Source organism: Candidatus Melainabacteria bacterium RIFOXYA2_FULL_32_9 (genome assembly GCA_001784615.1).
Lineage (GTDB): Bacteria > Cyanobacteriota > Vampirovibrionia > Gastranaerophilales > UBA9579 > UBA9579.
Map to the genome: position 1 here is coordinate 1 of MFRQ01000013.1, position 17,011 is coordinate 17,011.

Here is a 17,011-nt window from a genome sequence, read left to right on the forward strand (position 1 = left end):
CTATACTTTGTGCTTATAATCTAATACAGAAGCTAAATTTGCCTATTTAGCAACTCAAGTATGATAAGATCAATTATTATTTTATATTAATCAATTTTTAAAGGTTAAAATGGACTTATCCGTAATATTAGTAAGTTACAATACTAAGGATTTAACTAGAGATTGTATTAAATCTGTTTTTGACAAGACTCAGGATCTGAATTTTGATGTATGGGTTGTGGATAATGCCTCAATAGACGGATCTATTGAGATGATAAAAGAAGAATTTCCCCGGGTAAATCTTATAGAAAGCAAGGAAAATCTTGGTTTTGGTAGAGCAAATAATCTTGCTATAAGAAAAACAGATTCAAAATATGTATTATTACTAAATACTGATACTGTCTTAGTTAATAATGCTCTTAAAATAATGTTCGATTTTATGGAAAACCCTGAAAATACCAGTGTTGGTGCTTGCGGAGGTCAGTTATATAACACAGATATGACTTTACAGGGATCTGTTGGAGAATTTGATACTTTACCCTGGTTATTCAAGAAATGCCTTGGCTTTAATATAATTTCAAGAAAAGAACGTTTCAAAGAAATTTTTAAGAAAAAATTATTAAAAGAAAAATTATACAAGTTAGATCAAACTAATGACAATTATGAAACCGATTTTATTATCGGTGCTGATATGATGTTGAGAAAATCAGCACTTGATACAGCCGGTCTTTTTGATGAAAGATTTTTTATGTTTGGTGAAGAAGCAGAACTATGCTTTAGAATTAAAAAAAACGGATATAAAATATTTTTTGTCCCTGATGCAGGGATAATTCACTTTGGTGGAGTATCTGCAAATAAAACAAACAAACCTATTACTGTGGAGAAAATGCGTTTAGAGAGTAATATATTATTTTTTGAGGTTTGTTACGGAAAAAAAGCAGCGAAAATAGCTAAAACTTTATTTATAATTTATTATTTAAGATATCTGGTTTTAAGGTTTTTTTCACCAAAAGCCTTTCAAAGAGTCCAAATGGCTTTTGAAGTAAAAGTATAATTTTTTAGGTTTTTGTACTAATGAATGAAAATGTTTTATCTAATAAAATTCAAGTTGTTTCCATAGTAAATAATTTCGATACTTATAATACTGTAATCAGAAACAATAAGAATATAAATCATTACTCCTTAACTGTTTTTGATAATACCAGCGAGAATGTTGGTATTTCAACCAGGTATAACTCCTTTATCAATAGTATTCAGCCTAATGATGATTCCTGGATAATATTTTGCCATCAGGATTTTGGTTTTATGGAAGATCCTCTCTCGAAACTTTGTACTCTGGATAAAAATTTTATCTATGGAGCTGTTGGAGCAAAACTTAAGAGAGGTTTATTCGTTAGAAATTCTAAATTATTTACTTATAAAAGATTTTTTATTGGAGAAATCCATCAGGGAGATAATAGCTCTGATTTTAGAAAAAACGGAAAAAAACTTAAAAAACCTGAAAGAGTTGAAACTCTTGATTGTTGTTGCATTATAATCCATTCTTCCTTAATAACCAGGTTTAATTTAAGATTTGACGAAAATCTAAAATTTCATATGTATGCAGAAGATTTTTGTATTTATGCAAGAAAAAACTTTGGAATAGATACAAAAGTTGTTCAGTTTGAGTGTTTTCATTTAGGAGCAGGAACTCCAAATGATGAATATCATGAATCTGTTGAGTATGTAAAAAGAAAATATGGATTAAAAAAGATTATTAGTACTTGTTGTGATTAATATCTTAAATAAGCCCCTATTCCGCCGTGTTTTTCCAGTTCTACAGCAGCTTCATTTTCAACAAGCTCTACTAATCCACCATTTTTGTAAGTTAATTTTATTGCTTCTTCAACAAGATCCGTTTCTTTCATATCTCCATTACATACAGGACAGGTACCATGGTGCTGATCTTTTGATACATAAAGACATTCACCGCATTTCCAACCATTAAATACAAGATCCCTCACCGTAGCTAGGACACCAACTCGACCTTGTTTTGCAAGTTCTATCGTATCTTGCATTCCAAGTGTTTCAACTCCTCCCCCCTGTGTTTTTTCAATAATATCTTTTATTGTATCTAGTTCTCTGGTTTTTTCTGTTTGTCGAAGATTTTCTGTAATGGTTTTTAGAATATCGTTTATGTTTTCTCTTCTTTGAAGAGAATCTATATCTATTACTTTCATATTAACTCTTTTGGGTAAATCTAATTGAAACATCTTAATTTCATGATGCTGTCCAATTAAAATAACATTTTCATAATGCTCTTTATCCAAAAATTCTGTTGCTATTTTTGCTACTTCTTCATAATGATGATGAATTTGACTTCCTATATGCCTTTCATAACGAGCCTGAGCCCATCCCCCTTGCTCATGAAATCTATGAACCATACTTTCTGTATTTAATTCATTTATAACAAAACCACCTAGTTTTACATTGAATATTCTTGAATATTTCGAATCCAGCATTATCACTAACGTATTTTCATATTCATCAATTTGATATGCCAGTTGCCTTAAATGAGGGAAAGTATCAATAATAAAGTTGTTATCAAAAGGCATTAAAGATTGAAATACCTCAAAAATACCCATTCTGTTACAAGCAAAAATGGCCACTCCATGTGCCCTGCTATCAAGATTATTGTTAATATAATCAATAATTTTCTTTTCATCATTTAAAAAAGTAACCCATTTATCCCTATTGCTTTCACTTTTTAGCTGATTAAAGGATTTTCCAAATGAATCTTTTAGAAAAATTCTGTTTTTTTCTGCCTGTTCAAATAATTGATGAGAATGTATGTTCATATATAAACTGATAAATGGATAATCAGTTTCAGGAAGTTTTGATAAATATTCTAGTTTTTGCTTAATAACATTACTATGAGCACCCATTTGAGACCCCTTTCATATCTATCAAAATATAAATTTTTTTTAATAATAGACCTAACTAATAATTCGGTCATTCCATTAGTTAATAAACTTTAAAGGCAAAATTTGAGTTCTACATTAACCAGCTAGATTATTGTTCTGGATAACAGGTATCGAAAAAGTAAAATTGCTACCTTTTCCCTCAATACTCTCTACAAGAATATTTCCCCCATGAGCATTTATAACCTGTTTACATAGATAAAGACCAAGACCTGTTCCAACTTGCCTGAATTTTTTTGCATAACTCGTATATTTACTGAACAAATTAGAGATATCCTCTTGTGAAATTCCTTTTCCATTATCAATAAAAGAAACTCTCATTTCTTTATCATCAAAATTTGTTTTAACAATAATTTTCCCCTGTTCATGAGTATAAAATATTGCATTTGAAAGCAGATTCATTATTACTCTTTTAATTTCCAGTTCATCAGCATAAGCTATAAGGTCTTCTTTGCCAAAATCAAAGATAATATCTTGCTTTTTGTCTTCCATTAAGTATTTTAATTCTGTATAACAGGTTTTTATAAGTTGATTAATATCTGTATTATCTTTTCTTAATTTAACACTGCCATTTTCATAACGATAAGTTGAAAGCAAATTATCAACCATATTGAACATATATTTACTTGAATTGAGAGTATCTTGGATTATATCAATTTGCTCATAAGCCAAATCACCAAAATTACCCTTAAGCAATAATTCTAAAGCCCTTATTTCTGCTCTGATTGGAGTTTTAAGATCGTGCGTTAATGTTGCAACGAAAGTCTCTTTCTGTTTTTCTACTTCTTTATAAGCTGTAACATCTCTTAGAATGAGAACAAATCCCTCTATTTCAGCATCATTATTGTTTATTTTTGACAAATTAATATCAATGACTCTTTTTTTGTTATTTATCTCTAAATTAATCTCTCTTGTTATATTTTGATTTATTTCTAGTGAATTTGCACATAATAACTCATATGTGACACAATCATCTTTACCTTTTTCCTCACATTTGACCAATGTACAAAAATTTTCTCCTATTACCCCCTCAATTGGTAACCCTATCCACTCAGCGAATTTTTTATTGCAAGAGATAACGTCAAAAGAAGAGTTAAGCATAATTATTCCATCTGCAGAAAATTTATAAATGAGCTCAAGTTTTCTTGATTCTGTTCTAAGTTGATCTTGAAGATCTTTTATTCTTAAAGTTCCAAGTATTTTAGCTTTTAATTCTTCTATATTATAAGGTTTAGTAACATATCCATATGATCCTAAATCCAGACCTTTAACTATATCACTGGTTTCATTAAGTGCACTAACAAATATAACAGGGATATCAGCTGTTTTAGGATTAGCCTTTAAATGTTCTATTAATTCATAACCGCTCATTTCAGGCATCATAATATCGAGAAGAATTAAATCAAATTTTTCAGAATTAATTATTTCAAGAGCTTTTTTTCCACTATATGCTATAACTGAGCTTTGTCCGATTTGCTCAAGAGTCTCTTTTAAAAGCTCTGTATTCATTGGATTATCATCAACAATAAGAACTTTGTGCCATTTATGTTTTAAATCCGGTTTTTCATATTTTTCTTCATTAGAATCATCTTTTTCAAATGATTCTTCTTCTGTATCTTCCTCTTGTTTAGTTTTTTTTTCAGATATATTACTATTTTTCAAATATTTTTCAACCACTGATGCAAAAGTTGAAACCTCAATGGGTTTAGGAATAAACCCTGAACAACCTGCTCCAAAAGCTTTTTCTCTGTCACTATTCATTACTAATGCTGTAAATGCAACTACTGGAATATTTTTAGTCAATGGATCCTGCTTTAAAATTTTTGTTGCTGTTAAACCATCCATTTCAGGAAGACTTAAATCCATGAGTATTAAATCAGGACTCTTTAATTTAGCTAATTTTATCCCTTCTTTAGTATTTTCAGTCATTATAATCTCGTGACCAGCGTTTTTAAGAAGCTCGCTAGCCATTTCAAGATTCATGAAATTATCTTCAATAATTAAAATATTTGCCATTTATATGATGTTTTTTATCCAGGTAAGTTATATAAACTTTAGTATATTACATCAAAATTAAATACCTAATATTTTACAGAAATATTTTAAATTTTCTTATAAATTAGAATTATTTTTAAAAAAGGTTTTAATTTGAACTACTAATTAATTTTAGCCAAAATTCTCAAGTTGTTATTTGTAAGCTTAATGACTTGAGATTGCCACGCAAGAATAATTGATGCTGGTTATTAATGTTTCATGGCTCGCAATGACAATGTGTGTCTGAAAGTTGATGACTTAAGACAGTGCGAAGCGCCTCGTAATGACATCTAAGTTTTAGCTATATTAAGCTTTTTATTGACTTAGCAATTTGGGTTATTAACTTACATTATTCTTGTATTGTTTTAATTAGCATATTTCTCAGCATTCTAATGCCGAATTTTGTGTAATTTTTAAGCTCATTTGTACTTTTAATGCCTTTTAAAGTTTTAAATATGTAAGCTGGCTTTAGATAAACTTCTTTTAATGCTTTATTTTTGAAGTTTAATAATTCTTTTGTAGATAAATAATGAGTTTTCATAACTGGATTTATAAATGTATCATGACCTGTAGCACTTTCATCAAGTAATTTTGTTCCCTTTATTTGCTCATAAAGCTCGGTTCCTTCAAACGGAGTTACTATGTGAAATTCTGAATAGTCACAATCCAGTTCTTTCGCAAAATTAATGGTTTCTTCTATGTGCTTGCTTGTTTCCCAGGGAAAACCTATTAGATAATATCCTGAAATTTTAAGATGTGCTTCTTTTGCCCATTTAACAGCTTGTAATGCTTCTGTTTTTGTTGCATTTTTCTTTGTTTTTTCTAGAGTTTCTTCACTTCCTGATTCAATTCCAAAGGCAATTAGCCAACATCCGGCTTTTTTCATTAGTTTTAGCGTTTCAGGATCAAGGGGTTTTACTCTTGAATTTGCCCCCCACTCTACTTTTAACCCTCTTAAAAGAATCTCTTCACAAACCTCTGTTACCCATTTTTTATCAATAGTAAAAGTATCGGCTTTAAAAAAGAGATCTTTTATTCCGTATTTTTCAACACATTCTTGAATTTCATCCACTATATTTTTTGCTGATCTTTTCCTGACTTTCTTTCCTGAAACTGTTGGGGTTAAACAATAAATACAGGAAGAAGGACATCCTCTTGAAACACTTATTGTAGCCATTGGTTTTCCTGTATCAGGTCTTGGGTATAATTTATTATTCATTAAATCCCTTGCAGGAAAGGGTAAAGTATCAAGGTCATCTCTAAAATCCGGTTTTAGAGTTTTTAAGATTTCAGTTTTTTCATAGTTCCAGTATAAAAGCCCTTTTACCTCACTCACTGATTGATTATTATCTATAGTTTTAATCAAATCTTCAATTATAAACTCAGATTCCCCAGAAAGTGCAAAATCCATTACTTTATAAATGTTTTTATTAAGCTCTTCACAAGAGCAACTTAGAAAATGAGCTCCTTTTGCTATTGTTATAACCTCAGGCTTTATTTCTTTTGCAATTTTAAAAGATTCCATATCTTGTTCGATGGTTGCTGTAGTAATACTCATAACAACAACATCAGGCATAAATTCCTTTAAATCATTAATATAATTATCCCATTTCATTTTTTCTGCAGGATAATCTATTATTTTTGCTTCGTAATTAAGCTTTCTTAAAACAGCTGCCATATAGCCAAGATCATTACAGGCTCTTAAGCTAGCAGAAGCACTACCCTCAACATTTGCCTGACATCTATCCTCACATCTTTGATAAAAGCCCACCGGCGGATTAAATAATAAAACTTTTCTTTTCATAATCAGCTAAAACAATATTTCACTCTCTAGAAAATCTATTTATCTAATATTATAGTATATTTCTCTCTTAAGGGTGCGACAAAAATTCTTAATATAAATAGGGGATGGATCAGTCTTCTATTTATATTAAGAATTTCTGGAGACATTACCGTTTAACCTGCTTTTAAAAGCAAAAGAAAGACGCTTTTGAAGCATCTTTCTTTTATTCTTCTTATTTTTTAAGCTTGTTTTCCAATAAAAGGCATTATATTGATTATACCAGCTATTAACAAACCTAATGTTGTTAATGAAATAAACACTTCGAATAAAATATTCATACCCACAACCGACCTTCACAAACTGTTAAACTAAAATATATTTGTTTTTAAAAGGTTACGCTTCCCAGAACTACAGGGCTATTAGCGTTAATAATGTTGTATGTTACTACAGAGTCATTTGGAAGTATACTTCTATTTTTTGATTTTATTAAGGACTCGGCAACTTTCATGGAGGCTGTAGCTATTTCTATAGCTGCTCTTAAACCCATTTCTTTAATGTTAACATTTAAAGAATTTTGAACCAAATTTTCAGGCTTAAAGTATATTCTGTTAGCATTTAAAGAACTTATCTGCATTTTTCCAGCTAAATGAATAATCTTAATTTCAGGATTCATTGTAAGAATATCATCTATTCGTATAAAACCTTCATTACCAATAACTAACGTTGATTTTAATGGATAGTCAGCTACTATAATGGCATCGACTTCAGGTAAATGTTTTAAAATGTAAGATTTATCCTGAGGCCTATCAGTATTTGCACAATAAACCTGACTACCACAGGCTTTTAAATGACTCAATATATTATCCATTAAATTCCCATTACTTATCAACAGTAAACGAGATCTGAGAACATCTATATTATTTTCACTGCATCTTTTAACTATTAATTGAGCTATGTGTTTATATAGTGATAGATTTTGATCGTTAGGGTCTAACGCTGCCACAGAGATCTTTTTCTTGCTGCATTCTTCAAGATTAATTCCGTTAGCCTGAGTAAAATCAAGATTTCGTGGAAGTATGGAGATTACACATTCCTTTTTTAAAGATGAAATAAATGTATTATCTATGTATGAACCTCCTTCACCAGCTACCACAATATCAAGATCTGATAAAGTTTGAGGATTTTCTTTTTCTATAAAGTTAATATCAGATGCTAATTTTAGTTCGTTTTTATAGAAAGCCGTTTTATTGATGGCATCAATTTCTCTTGTTAGAACATAAACATTTTTTGCACCTGCAAGACTTGCCAATATAGGCATTAAAGCAGGTTCTCTTGAATACATAGGTAAAAGAACATTGTAGCCTGATAAATCAAGCTTAAATTGCTTTATGTTTTGCTCTATTAGTCTTACGAGAGAATAATTTTTCAAATTTATTAATCCTTATTTTCTACTAGATAAGATTTTAGCAATCTTTTTTAAATAGGAAAATTTGTTAATTTTTTATTTAACAACATCTTGTCAAGTTATTGAATTTTATTGATGTTTAGCAATTTTATATTGAAATAAGTTTGTTTAATAATTCTATAATAAAATAAACAATTTATTTATATGCTTAATAAAATTACATTAATTTTAGTTAAAAATAAAATTCAAAAATAGTTTAGTAAAAATGTACTTAAATATGCATATATAAACGTAAGTAAGCCTTAGAATCTGTTATCACATTATATAATAAAGCTTTCTTAAAATATAATTAGTGTTAAACTATAATAATTATTGAAATATGGCTATAATTTTATGAAATAACTGATTAATAAAGCGTTTTTGCTATCAAAACATGACTGGTTTCTTATAGTTTTTATAAAGAAAATTAAGCATTTAGAGTATAATTTTATTGTACATAAATTAAACTAAATTTTAGGCATTAATTAGAAAATTTAGTAATTAGAAAACTTGGATGAGGTTAATTTAATGGCTGTAAAAGAAAAAGTAGAAAAACAAGAAGTTAGTGAAAGTTCAAAAGAAAGAAAAAAAGCTCTAGAAATTGCTCTTGATAAAATTGAGAAAGATTTTGGAAAAGGTTCTATTATGCGTCTTGGCGATAAAGCGTCAGTCTCAGTAGAGTCTATTCCAACAGGCGCTTTATCTCTTGATCTAGCTTTAGGAATTGGCGGAGTACCAAGAGGAAGAATCGTTGAAATCTATGGACCAGAAAGCGGTGGTAAAACTACTTTAGCATTACATATAGTTGCTGAAGCTCAGAAAAAAGGTGGCATTGCAGCTTTCGTGGATGCTGAACATGCTCTTGATCCGGAATATTCAAGAAAATTAGGTGTAAAAGTTGATGAACTTTTAGTAAGCCAACCTGACACCGGTGAGCAGGCTCTTGATATTACAGAAGAACTCGTACGATCCGGTGCGGTTGATGTGATTGTTATTGACTCAGTTGCTGCGTTAGTTCCAAGAGCTGAAATTGATGGCGAAATGGGTGATGCTCATATGGGTCTTCAGGCAAGATTGATGAGCCAAGCACTCAGAAAATTAACAGCTGTTGTTGGTAAAACAAGAACAACCGTTATATTTATTAACCAACTTAGAAGTAAAATCGGTGTTGTATACGGTAATCCTGAAACTACTACTGGTGGTAACGCACTTAAATACTATGCCAGCTTACGTCTTGATATTAGAAAAATTGAAACCCTTAAGAAAGACGGGCAAGAATTCGGCAACAGAGTAAAAGTAAAAGTAGTGAAAAACAAAGTAGCACCACCTTTCAGAATTGCTGAATTTGATATTATCTACGGAGAAGGTATCTCTAAAATTGGCTGCATAATTGATGTTGCTGTTACTACAAACATCATTAACAAATCAGGAACCTGGTTCAATTACGGTGACGTGAAATTTGGACAAGGTAAAGAAAAAGTAAAAGAATACTTAATGGAAAACCCTAAATTACTCGAAGAAATTGACACAAAAGTTAGGGAAAACCTGTCAGAAATGACAACCGTTTCTAATAAGGGAAATGAAGTAGAAGAATAGTTTTAAGCTAATTTTGATATGAAACTTTCTAAATAAATTCTTAACAGCCGATAAATAGAAGATAAAATGTTTGTTTAAAAATAGTGTTATGTGATATTATTTATAATGCTAGGATCGATATCTTCTTTTATCGGCTGTCCTGTAGAAACAAGAGTTAACTGGCGAAAACGCTCAGTTTTTAATAGGAAACTCATTTATATTTTATAGAAAAGAGGTATAGGACAATCGAAAACATCGGTCAAATATTAATATTTGTTGCATTGTTAGCAGCAGCGGTAATATATATAGTTTACTTACATCTTCAACTTAAAGACAAAAATTCTCAAATAGCTATAGTTGAAGCCGAAGCCTCAAGAAAAATTCTTGAAGCCGAGGAACAAATCAAGCTCCAGCGTAAAGAAGCTCTAATTTCTGCTAAGGAAGCTTTACACAACCAAAGACAGGAATTTGAAACTGAAGTACGCGAAAGAAGAGCAGAACTTGCAAAGCTAGAACAAAGATTAATTCAAAAAGAAGAAAATCTTGAGTCAAAAAATCAAGCAGCCGTTGAAAGAGAAAATGAACTAGCAAAAAAAATAGACGAACTTTATGATAAAGAAGACTATCTAGCTGAGCTTGTAGACAAACAAACTAAAGAACTTGAGAGAATTTCTGGTATAACAGCTGAAGAGGGTAGAACTCTACTGTTACAACAACTTGAAGAAGACTTAAAAAAAGAAGCTGCACAGTTAATACGTGATAATGAAGCATACATTAAAGAAACAGCCAGCACAAAAGCTAAAGAAATAGTTTCAAATGTAATGCAACGTTGTGCAATAGATCAAGTTGTAGAATCAACTGTTGCTGTTGTGAATCTTCCTAATGATGAAATGAAAGGAAGAATTATAGGACGCGAAGGTAGAAATATTCGCGCTCTTGAGACATTTACAGGTGTCGATTTAATCATTGACGATACTCCTGAAGCAGTTGTTTTATCAAGTTTTGATCCTATAAGGAGAGAAATAGCAAGAACTGCTTTAGAAAAACTTATTACAGATGGTCGTATTCACCCTGTAAGAATTGAGGAAATGGTTAATAAAGCCCGTGAAGAATTAGATGAAAGAATGTTCAAAGAAGGTGAAACTGCTACTTTTGATCTGGGAATTATGAATCTACATCCCGAATTGATAAAAACACTGGGAAGACTCTATTTTAGAACAAGCTACGGTCAAAATGTACTTAAGCATTCTATAGAAGTTGGAAATCTTGCAGGCATGCTTGCTACTGAGTTAGGAGCAAACGTAAATATCGCCAAACGCGCAGGATTATTACACGATCTTGGTAAGGCTCTTGATCAAACACAAGAAGGAACTCATATTGAACTTGGTGTTGAAATTGCAAGACGCTATGGAGAAAATGAAGCAATTATTCATGCCATAGAAGCCCACCACGATGATGTTACCGCTGATACAGTTGAGGCTGTTTTAGTTAAAATAGCTGATGCTATGAGTGCAGGTAGACCTGGTGCAAGAAGAGATACTCTTGAAATTTACATTAAGAGAATTCAAAAACTTGAAGAAATAGCTACTAGTTATCCTGGAATTAAAAAGTCTTTTGCTGTTCAAGCAGGACGTGAAATAAGAGTTATGGTACAACCTTCCATCTTCGATGATGTTGCGGCCAGTAAGCTTGCAAGAGACATTGCAAAACGTATTGAGACAGAGCTTGAATATCCAGGACAAATTAGAGTTACCGTTGTTCGTGAAATTAGAGCTACTGAAATTGCGAAATGAGCACTTTAGATGTACTTTTCCTGGGTGATATTGTAGGAAAACCCGGAAGAAGAATAGTTAAAAATTTTTTATCAGAAGAAATCAGGTCTTTTGAAAGAAGACCTGATTTTATAATTGCTAATGCTGAAAATGCTTCTCATGGCTTTGGATTAACTGAAAGAAATTATAATGAATTGCTTGATATTGGTATTGATGCTCTTACCAGCGGAAATCATATTTGGGATAAAAAAGAAATTTTTACCTATATAGACAAGGCAGACAAGTTAGTTAGGCCTTTAAATTATCCTCAAGGTTCTCCTGGGGTTGGATCAAGAGTATTTAATGTTCAGAATTCATCTATAGTGATAATAAATGTACTTGGAAGAGTTTTTATGGCACCTGTCGATTCTCCGTGGTCGGCTTTGGAAAATGAAATTAAGAGAATCAGAGAGGAAGTAAGAAATCCTATTATAATCATTGATTTTCACGCTGAAGCAACTGCTGAAAAGATATCTCTTGGTTATTTTGCTGATAATTTAGGTGTAAGTGCCGTTATTGGTACTCATACACATGTTCAAACTTCTGATGAGAAAATTTTATATAATGGCGCTGCTTATATTACCGACGTTGGATATTGTGGAGCTTATCATAGTATAATTGGAATGGAAATCAATAATTCTATAAAAAGATTAATAACAAATATTCCAGAAAGATATGATGTTGCTCCTATCGATAAAGCAGAACTTAATGCGATTAAATTATCAATTAATATTGAAAATGGACGCACTGAAAGAATTGAAAGAATTAAATATATTAATGAGATTAATGAGGTAAGTTAAATATGAAAGGAAAATAATGTGAAATTAGATCTGCATATTCACAGTATCTACTCTGATGGCAGTTTATCGCCTGAAGAACTAGTAGATACCGCTATTGATCTTGATATTTCTGCAATATCAATTACAGATCATGACAATATTTTGTCATATAAACATGCTTTGTCTCAAGCAGAGCTTAGATCTAAAGAAACAGAAAAGGAAGTTATAGAGATTATTCCAGGAGTTGAGATAAATACTTTATGGAAAGATTATGAAGTTCATATTCTTGGTTATTATATGGATTTAACATCAAAACCTTTTCTTGATCTTCTTGCTTATCAACAACACGCAAGAGCCGATCAGACACAAAAAATAGTAAAAAAATTAAATAAAGAAGGCATAAATATTAAACTGGAAGATATAAGTTCATTAGTTATAGAAGGTGGTAGTATAGGAAGACCTCATATTGCAAGAGCAATAACTAATGTTGGTGGGGCAAGAAATATTATTGATGCTTACACAAAGTATATAAACAATAATTCTCCTACTTATGTTAAACGTAAAACAGTTTCTCCTCATGAAGCTGTTGAATCCATCTATGAAGCTTGCGGAATTCCTGTTATAGCTCATCCAGGTGATATAGAAATAATGGACGATCTGGTTAAAGAGCTTATTAGTTTTGGATTAAGGGGTATTGAAGCTTATCATAGAAAACATTCTCCTGCAATGGTAGAATATTACTTCAGTATGGCAGAAAAATATGGCCTTATTGTTACCGGAGGGTCAGATTACCATGGATCTGCCGGCAATAAAAAACTTGTTCCTGGTCAAAATTTCGTTCCAGGATGGGTATTAGGAAAGCTAAAAGAAGAAAAAAATCGTATAGAAATTGCTTCTTATTAAAGCATGTAACAGTTTTTATATAAATTTTTTAAATATTTATTTCTCATTTAGGATAAAGTTTATATAATTAATTTTGTTAATAAGGATTGTGATTGAGTATAGTTATGAGAGGAATGAAGTTAGGGGAAGTGTTACGTTTTAGATTTGAGTTAATTACAGGACCTATGAGTTGTGGTAAGACTGAAGAATTACTAAGAAGACTTACCAGAGCAAGAATTGCTAATAGAAAAGTAAAAATATTTTCACCGGCAATAGATACAAGAGCTCCTGAAAGTTGCATAGAATCACGAAATGGATCTTATGAATCCGCTATAAAAATCAACTCTGCTTTAGAAATTTTAAATTATGTTGAAGAAGATGATGAAGTAGTAGCAATAGATGAACTTCAATTTTTCGAAAGAGATATTGTAGATGTTGTTTTGAAGCTTATAAAAAATAATAAGAAGGTTATTGGAACGGGTTTGGATCTTGATTTTAAAGAAGAACCTTTTGGTCCAATAGGTGAGTTATTTTGTTATGCTGATAAAGTAGATAAACTTACTGCAATCTGCATGAAGTGTGGATCTGAGTTTGGAAACAGAACTCAAAGATTAATAAATGGTAAACCTGCTGACAGAACATCTCCTTTAATTATGGTTGGAGGGGATGAAAAGTATGAAGCACGCTGTTTTGAATGTTATGAAATTAATGATAGAGAATTTTCCGGAGAAAATATATTAGTTTCAAATAAATAACGATTTTAAAGAACGGCGGTTGTTTCGCTATTCTTTCTGCTAGCTAACTTGCCATGATGCGTCCTTGACTCACACCAAAAGTGTGAGTCTTTACATAAAAATAGATAAATAAAGATTAATTCTCTATTTATCTATTTTAACGCTCTTTATATCAGCTTAAAATTCTTATTTATTTAGCCCTTTGCAAGAGATAATTTATATTGACCAAATAATTCTTCTACTTCTTTCAATGAAGGCACTATTTCTCTTTCAAATATATTTTGAGCTTTTTGATAATTACCATTTTTAATTTCTTCTAGTACTTTTCTACCTGTTGAATGAATTAATTGATGAGGTCTATCAATTTTTTCGAAGATATTTTTTTCTTCAAAAGTTGGATTGTAAGAAAAATACCATTTACCAAACTTACATAACGTATGATCAAGTTGTAAACTAACATTATGGTTTTTTGTTTCTATTGCATTCTGCAATGTTTCGACCCATTTTCTATGATCTTGGAGTCTTAAGTCTAAGAAATATTGTTTTTCCATAGAATCTAAGGTCGAAGCAATGTTTATTAAAGAATTAGATAGATTTAATAATGTATTTTGCTGGCCTAAAAACTTATTAACTTGATTATCAATATCAGATAACTGATGAGTAACTTCTTCTATAGAATTACTTATATTCTGCATTGCAGCATTCATTTGCTGTGTTCTTGCAGAAGTTGATTGGAAATTATCTGTTATTTCTGTGATTATTCCAACCATATCTTTTACTTGACCTATAGTATGTGATAGATTTGTGCTTAATAATTCAAATTGTTCTTCACTTTGCTGTAAAGAATGAATCGTGTTAGAAGATGCACCAATGGTTAATTCAGTTATTTTTTGTATATTGTTTATTTCATTTTTAACTAGATCAGTTGAATTACTTGTTTTTTCAGCAAGTTTTTTAACCTCATCAGCCACAACAGCAAAACCCTTACCATGTTCACCAGCTCTTGCTGCTTCTATTGCTGCATTAAGAGCCAATAAGTTAGTTTGACTGGCAATATTTTGAATAGTCTCAATTATGTGTCCTATTGACTCAGAACCTTTTTTAAGAAATTGCATTTGTTCTTCCAGTTCTTTTGAAGAACTTTGTAACTGATTAAAGCTTGCTTTAACAGCTTTTGTTTGATTTTGCCCTTCTAGTGTATTTTGAGAAACTTCTTTTGCCATATCAGAAAGTTTCATGCATTTTTGGTTATCTTTTTCTGTAATTTCAGCTGTTTCACTTACCGCTGCTGTTAATTCTTCAATTGTGCTTAAAATATTTTCTTGCTGTTCACTTGAAACTTCTATGGAATTTTTTATTTTTTGACATTCGTCTATTCCTTGTGTAGCTTGCTTTTTAACAGCCAATCCTTGATCTAGAATCTCAAAAATTTTCTCAACAAGATCTGTTATAGACATATGGGCTTTATTAAAAGCTTTTTCAATTTTTTCAAATAAAGTTTTTAAAGCCTTAACTTCAAATTTAATATTAAAATCTCTTCTTTGCTGAATTATATCAGTTATTTTAGTCAACACTGAATCTAAATTTTCATCTATTCTTACAAAACTATTTGCAAGAACTAATAAAATACTTAGGGCTACTGATATTAATACAAATAATATCGGTGTTTTCAAAAGTATAAGAAGTATTGTAATAACCTGGAGAATAACTATAGCAGCTGGTATAGATTTCTTAAATCCAGTCATAGATTTTTTTCCTTTCTTACTCAGTTTTTTAGCAAAAAAATATGATATAAAGGCCATTATAGTATAATTTTACAAAAACAATCAACAAAAATAAAAAAATAATTATCAATAAAATTTGTAAAAAGATTTTTATTTAATTTTTATTAGATTTCTTTGTTTTTCTTTAAATTTATTCTTACATTGAGTTGAGTCTAAAAGTTCTTCTAGTGTTGTATTTTTAAAATAGTTAAAGAATTTTTCGTTGGCTGAGACTACCAGTTTTCTTAAAGAACAATCCCCTTCGCAAATAGGATTAAAAACACAGTCTTTTACTTGGAAAGGCCCTTCAATAATTTCGTATATCTCTATTAATTTAATTTCTTTTCCTGATTTTTTTAGTTTAAAACCACCTTTTGGACCTCTTACTGAGTCTATAAGTTTTTCTTTTGCGAGCTGTTGCATAACTTTAGCAAGGTGTCCTTCAGAAACATTCAATATGGTTGCTATTTCTTTTACAGATATTAATTTATCTTCTTCACTAAGAAGATATAGCATTGCACGAATACTTATTGATATTCCCTCTGAAAATTTTAAAATTCCAGGCATAATATAACCTTTCAAAATATTTAAATATTGTGGTATTTAAATTCTAAAATATCATATTTAAGGATAGATATCAATCATACTTTAGTATGAGTAAAAATCTTAGATAAAAGGTGTTTGAAACTCTGATATTACCAAAAGCAAACATCAGACTTTCGGATTTGCTTATTGATCTAAGAATAAATGAGGATATTCTATTTTCAACTGCATAAAAAATTAGGGATTGGTATAATACCAATCCCTGATTAAGGTCGGTTTATATTGCTTCTATTCCGGTTTCACCTGTTCTTATTCTTATTACTTCATCAATTGAAGAAACGAATATTTTTCCATCTCCGATTGTACCTGTTTGAGCTTTTTCTTTTATAGTATTTATCGCCTTTTCAAGAATCTCATTAGATACAACAAGCTCTACTTTTACTTTTGCAATAAAAGGAATGTGGTATTCAGCTTCTCTATAGAATTCTGTTATTCCCTTTTGTCTTCCAAAACCTTTTACTTCTGTAACTGTCATACCTTGAACGCCTATTTCATTGAGGGCTGTTCTTACTTCATCAAGTTTAAAAGGTTTTATTATGGCTTCTATTTTTTTCATATTGCCTCCATTTCATTATAATTATGTATTAACAGATACTTGAGTTGCTAAATAGGCAAATTTAGCTTCTGTATTAGATTATAAGCACAAAGTATAGAAAATACTCTG

Annotated in this window: 14 protein-coding genes; 7 read left to right on the forward strand and 7 right to left on the reverse strand. The window is 30.5% G+C overall.

The window, feature by feature from the left end:
- Positions 1–109 precede the first annotated feature (109 nt).
- Entirely contained in the window at positions 110–1,033 is a 924-nt protein-coding gene (locus A2255_06135) for a hypothetical protein (protein OGI23272.1), read from the forward strand.
- A gap of 20 nt (positions 1,034–1,053) precedes the next feature.
- The gene (locus A2255_06140) at positions 1,054–1,755 is read left to right on the forward strand and encodes a hypothetical protein (protein OGI23273.1); all 702 of its coding nucleotides are present in this window, start codon (positions 1,054–1,056) and stop codon (positions 1,753–1,755) included.
- On the opposite strand, the gene A2255_06145 is transcribed toward A2255_06140, so the two are convergent.
- From A2255_06145 to A2255_06160, 4 genes are all read right to left on the reverse strand, one after another.
- Positions 1,752–2,903 carry a hypothetical protein gene (locus A2255_06145; protein OGI23274.1) on the reverse strand — a complete coding sequence of 384 codons (1,152 nt, stop codon included), beginning with the start codon at positions 2,901–2,903 and terminating at the stop codon, positions 1,752–1,754. The genes A2255_06140 and A2255_06145 overlap by 4 nt on opposite strands.
- A 114-nt stretch (positions 2,904–3,017) precedes the next feature.
- Positions 3,018–4,955, reverse strand: coding sequence for a hypothetical protein (locus tag A2255_06150; GenBank protein ID OGI23275.1), 1,938 nt, complete (start codon positions 4,953–4,955; stop codon positions 3,018–3,020).
- Between the two features lie 367 nt (positions 4,956–5,322).
- Positions 5,323–6,780 carry a hypothetical protein gene (locus A2255_06155; protein OGI23276.1) on the reverse strand — a complete coding sequence of 486 codons (1,458 nt, stop codon included), beginning with the start codon at positions 6,778–6,780 and terminating at the stop codon, positions 5,323–5,325.
- A 361-nt stretch (positions 6,781–7,141) separates the two neighbouring features.
- A complete protein-coding gene (locus A2255_06160) occupies positions 7,142–8,185 on the reverse strand; it encodes a hypothetical protein (protein OGI23277.1) in 1,044 nt (347 codons plus the stop codon).
- Positions 8,186–8,728: 543 nt separating this feature from the next.
- On the opposite strand from A2255_06160, the gene A2255_06165 reads away from it, so the two are divergent.
- The 5 genes from A2255_06165 to A2255_06185 all read left to right on the forward strand — a co-directional run bounded on the left by A2255_06165 (position 8,729) and on the right by A2255_06185 (position 14,002).
- Complete coding sequence (locus A2255_06165) at positions 8,729–9,796, forward strand: recombinase RecA (protein ID OGI23278.1); 1,068 nt, start codon at positions 8,729–8,731, stop codon at positions 9,794–9,796.
- Positions 9,797–10,029: 233 nt separating this feature from the next.
- Entirely contained in the window at positions 10,030–11,568 is a 1,539-nt protein-coding gene (locus tag A2255_06170) for a ribonuclease Y (GenBank protein ID OGI23279.1), read from the forward strand.
- Positions 11,565–12,386: a metallophosphoesterase gene (locus tag A2255_06175; protein OGI23280.1), complete on the forward strand. Its 822-nt coding sequence runs from the start codon at positions 11,565–11,567 to the stop codon at positions 12,384–12,386. The genes A2255_06170 and A2255_06175 overlap by 4 nt, the downstream gene beginning before the upstream one ends.
- An 18-nt stretch (positions 12,387–12,404) precedes the next feature.
- Complete coding sequence (locus A2255_06180) at positions 12,405–13,268, forward strand: hypothetical protein (protein OGI23281.1); 864 nt, start codon at positions 12,405–12,407, stop codon at positions 13,266–13,268.
- Between the two features lie 113 nt (positions 13,269–13,381).
- Complete coding sequence (locus tag A2255_06185) at positions 13,382–14,002, forward strand: thymidine kinase (protein ID OGI23285.1); 621 nt, start codon at positions 13,382–13,384, stop codon at positions 14,000–14,002.
- 173 nt (positions 14,003–14,175) lie between these two features.
- On the opposite strand, the gene A2255_06190 is transcribed toward A2255_06185, so the two are convergent.
- From A2255_06190 to A2255_06200, 3 genes are all read right to left on the reverse strand, one after another.
- Positions 14,176–15,726 carry a hypothetical protein gene (locus A2255_06190; GenBank protein OGI23282.1) on the reverse strand — a complete coding sequence of 517 codons (1,551 nt, stop codon included), beginning with the start codon at positions 15,724–15,726 and terminating at the stop codon, positions 14,176–14,178.
- 129 nt (positions 15,727–15,855) lie between these two features.
- Entirely contained in the window at positions 15,856–16,311 is a 456-nt protein-coding gene (locus tag A2255_06195; GenBank protein OGI23283.1) for a hypothetical protein, read from the reverse strand.
- 253 nt (positions 16,312–16,564) lie between these two features.
- On the reverse strand, positions 16,565–16,903 hold the full coding sequence (locus tag A2255_06200) for a transcriptional regulator (GenBank protein OGI23284.1): 339 nt from the start codon (positions 16,901–16,903) through the stop codon (positions 16,565–16,567).
- Between the last annotated feature and the right edge of the window lie 108 nt (positions 16,904–17,011).

Coding starts and splice junctions, on each gene's coding strand:
- A2255_06135 (OGI23272.1), top strand. CDS start 110: ATGGACTTATCCGTAATATTAGTAAGTTACAATACTAAGGATTTAACT.
- A2255_06140 (OGI23273.1), top strand. CDS start 1,054: ATGAATGAAAATGTTTTATCTAATAAAATTCAAGTTGTTTCCATAGTA.
- A2255_06145 (OGI23274.1), bottom strand. CDS start 2,903: ATGGGTGCTCATAGTAATGTTATTAAGCAAAAACTAGAATATTTATCA.
- A2255_06150 (OGI23275.1), bottom strand. CDS start 4,955: ATGGCAAATATTTTAATTATTGAAGATAATTTCATGAATCTTGAAATG.
- A2255_06165 (OGI23278.1), top strand. CDS start 8,729: ATGGCTGTAAAAGAAAAAGTAGAAAAACAAGAAGTTAGTGAAAGTTCA.
- A2255_06175 (OGI23280.1), top strand. CDS start 11,565: ATGAGCACTTTAGATGTACTTTTCCTGGGTGATATTGTAGGAAAACCC.
- A2255_06185 (OGI23285.1), top strand. CDS start 13,382: ATGAAGTTAGGGGAAGTGTTACGTTTTAGATTTGAGTTAATTACAGGA.
- A2255_06190 (OGI23282.1), bottom strand. CDS start 15,726: ATGACTGGATTTAAGAAATCTATACCAGCTGCTATAGTTATTCTCCAG.
- A2255_06195 (OGI23283.1), bottom strand. CDS start 16,311: ATGCCTGGAATTTTAAAATTTTCAGAGGGAATATCAATAAGTATTCGT.
- A2255_06200 (OGI23284.1), bottom strand. CDS start 16,903: ATGAAAAAAATAGAAGCCATAATAAAACCTTTTAAACTTGATGAAGTA.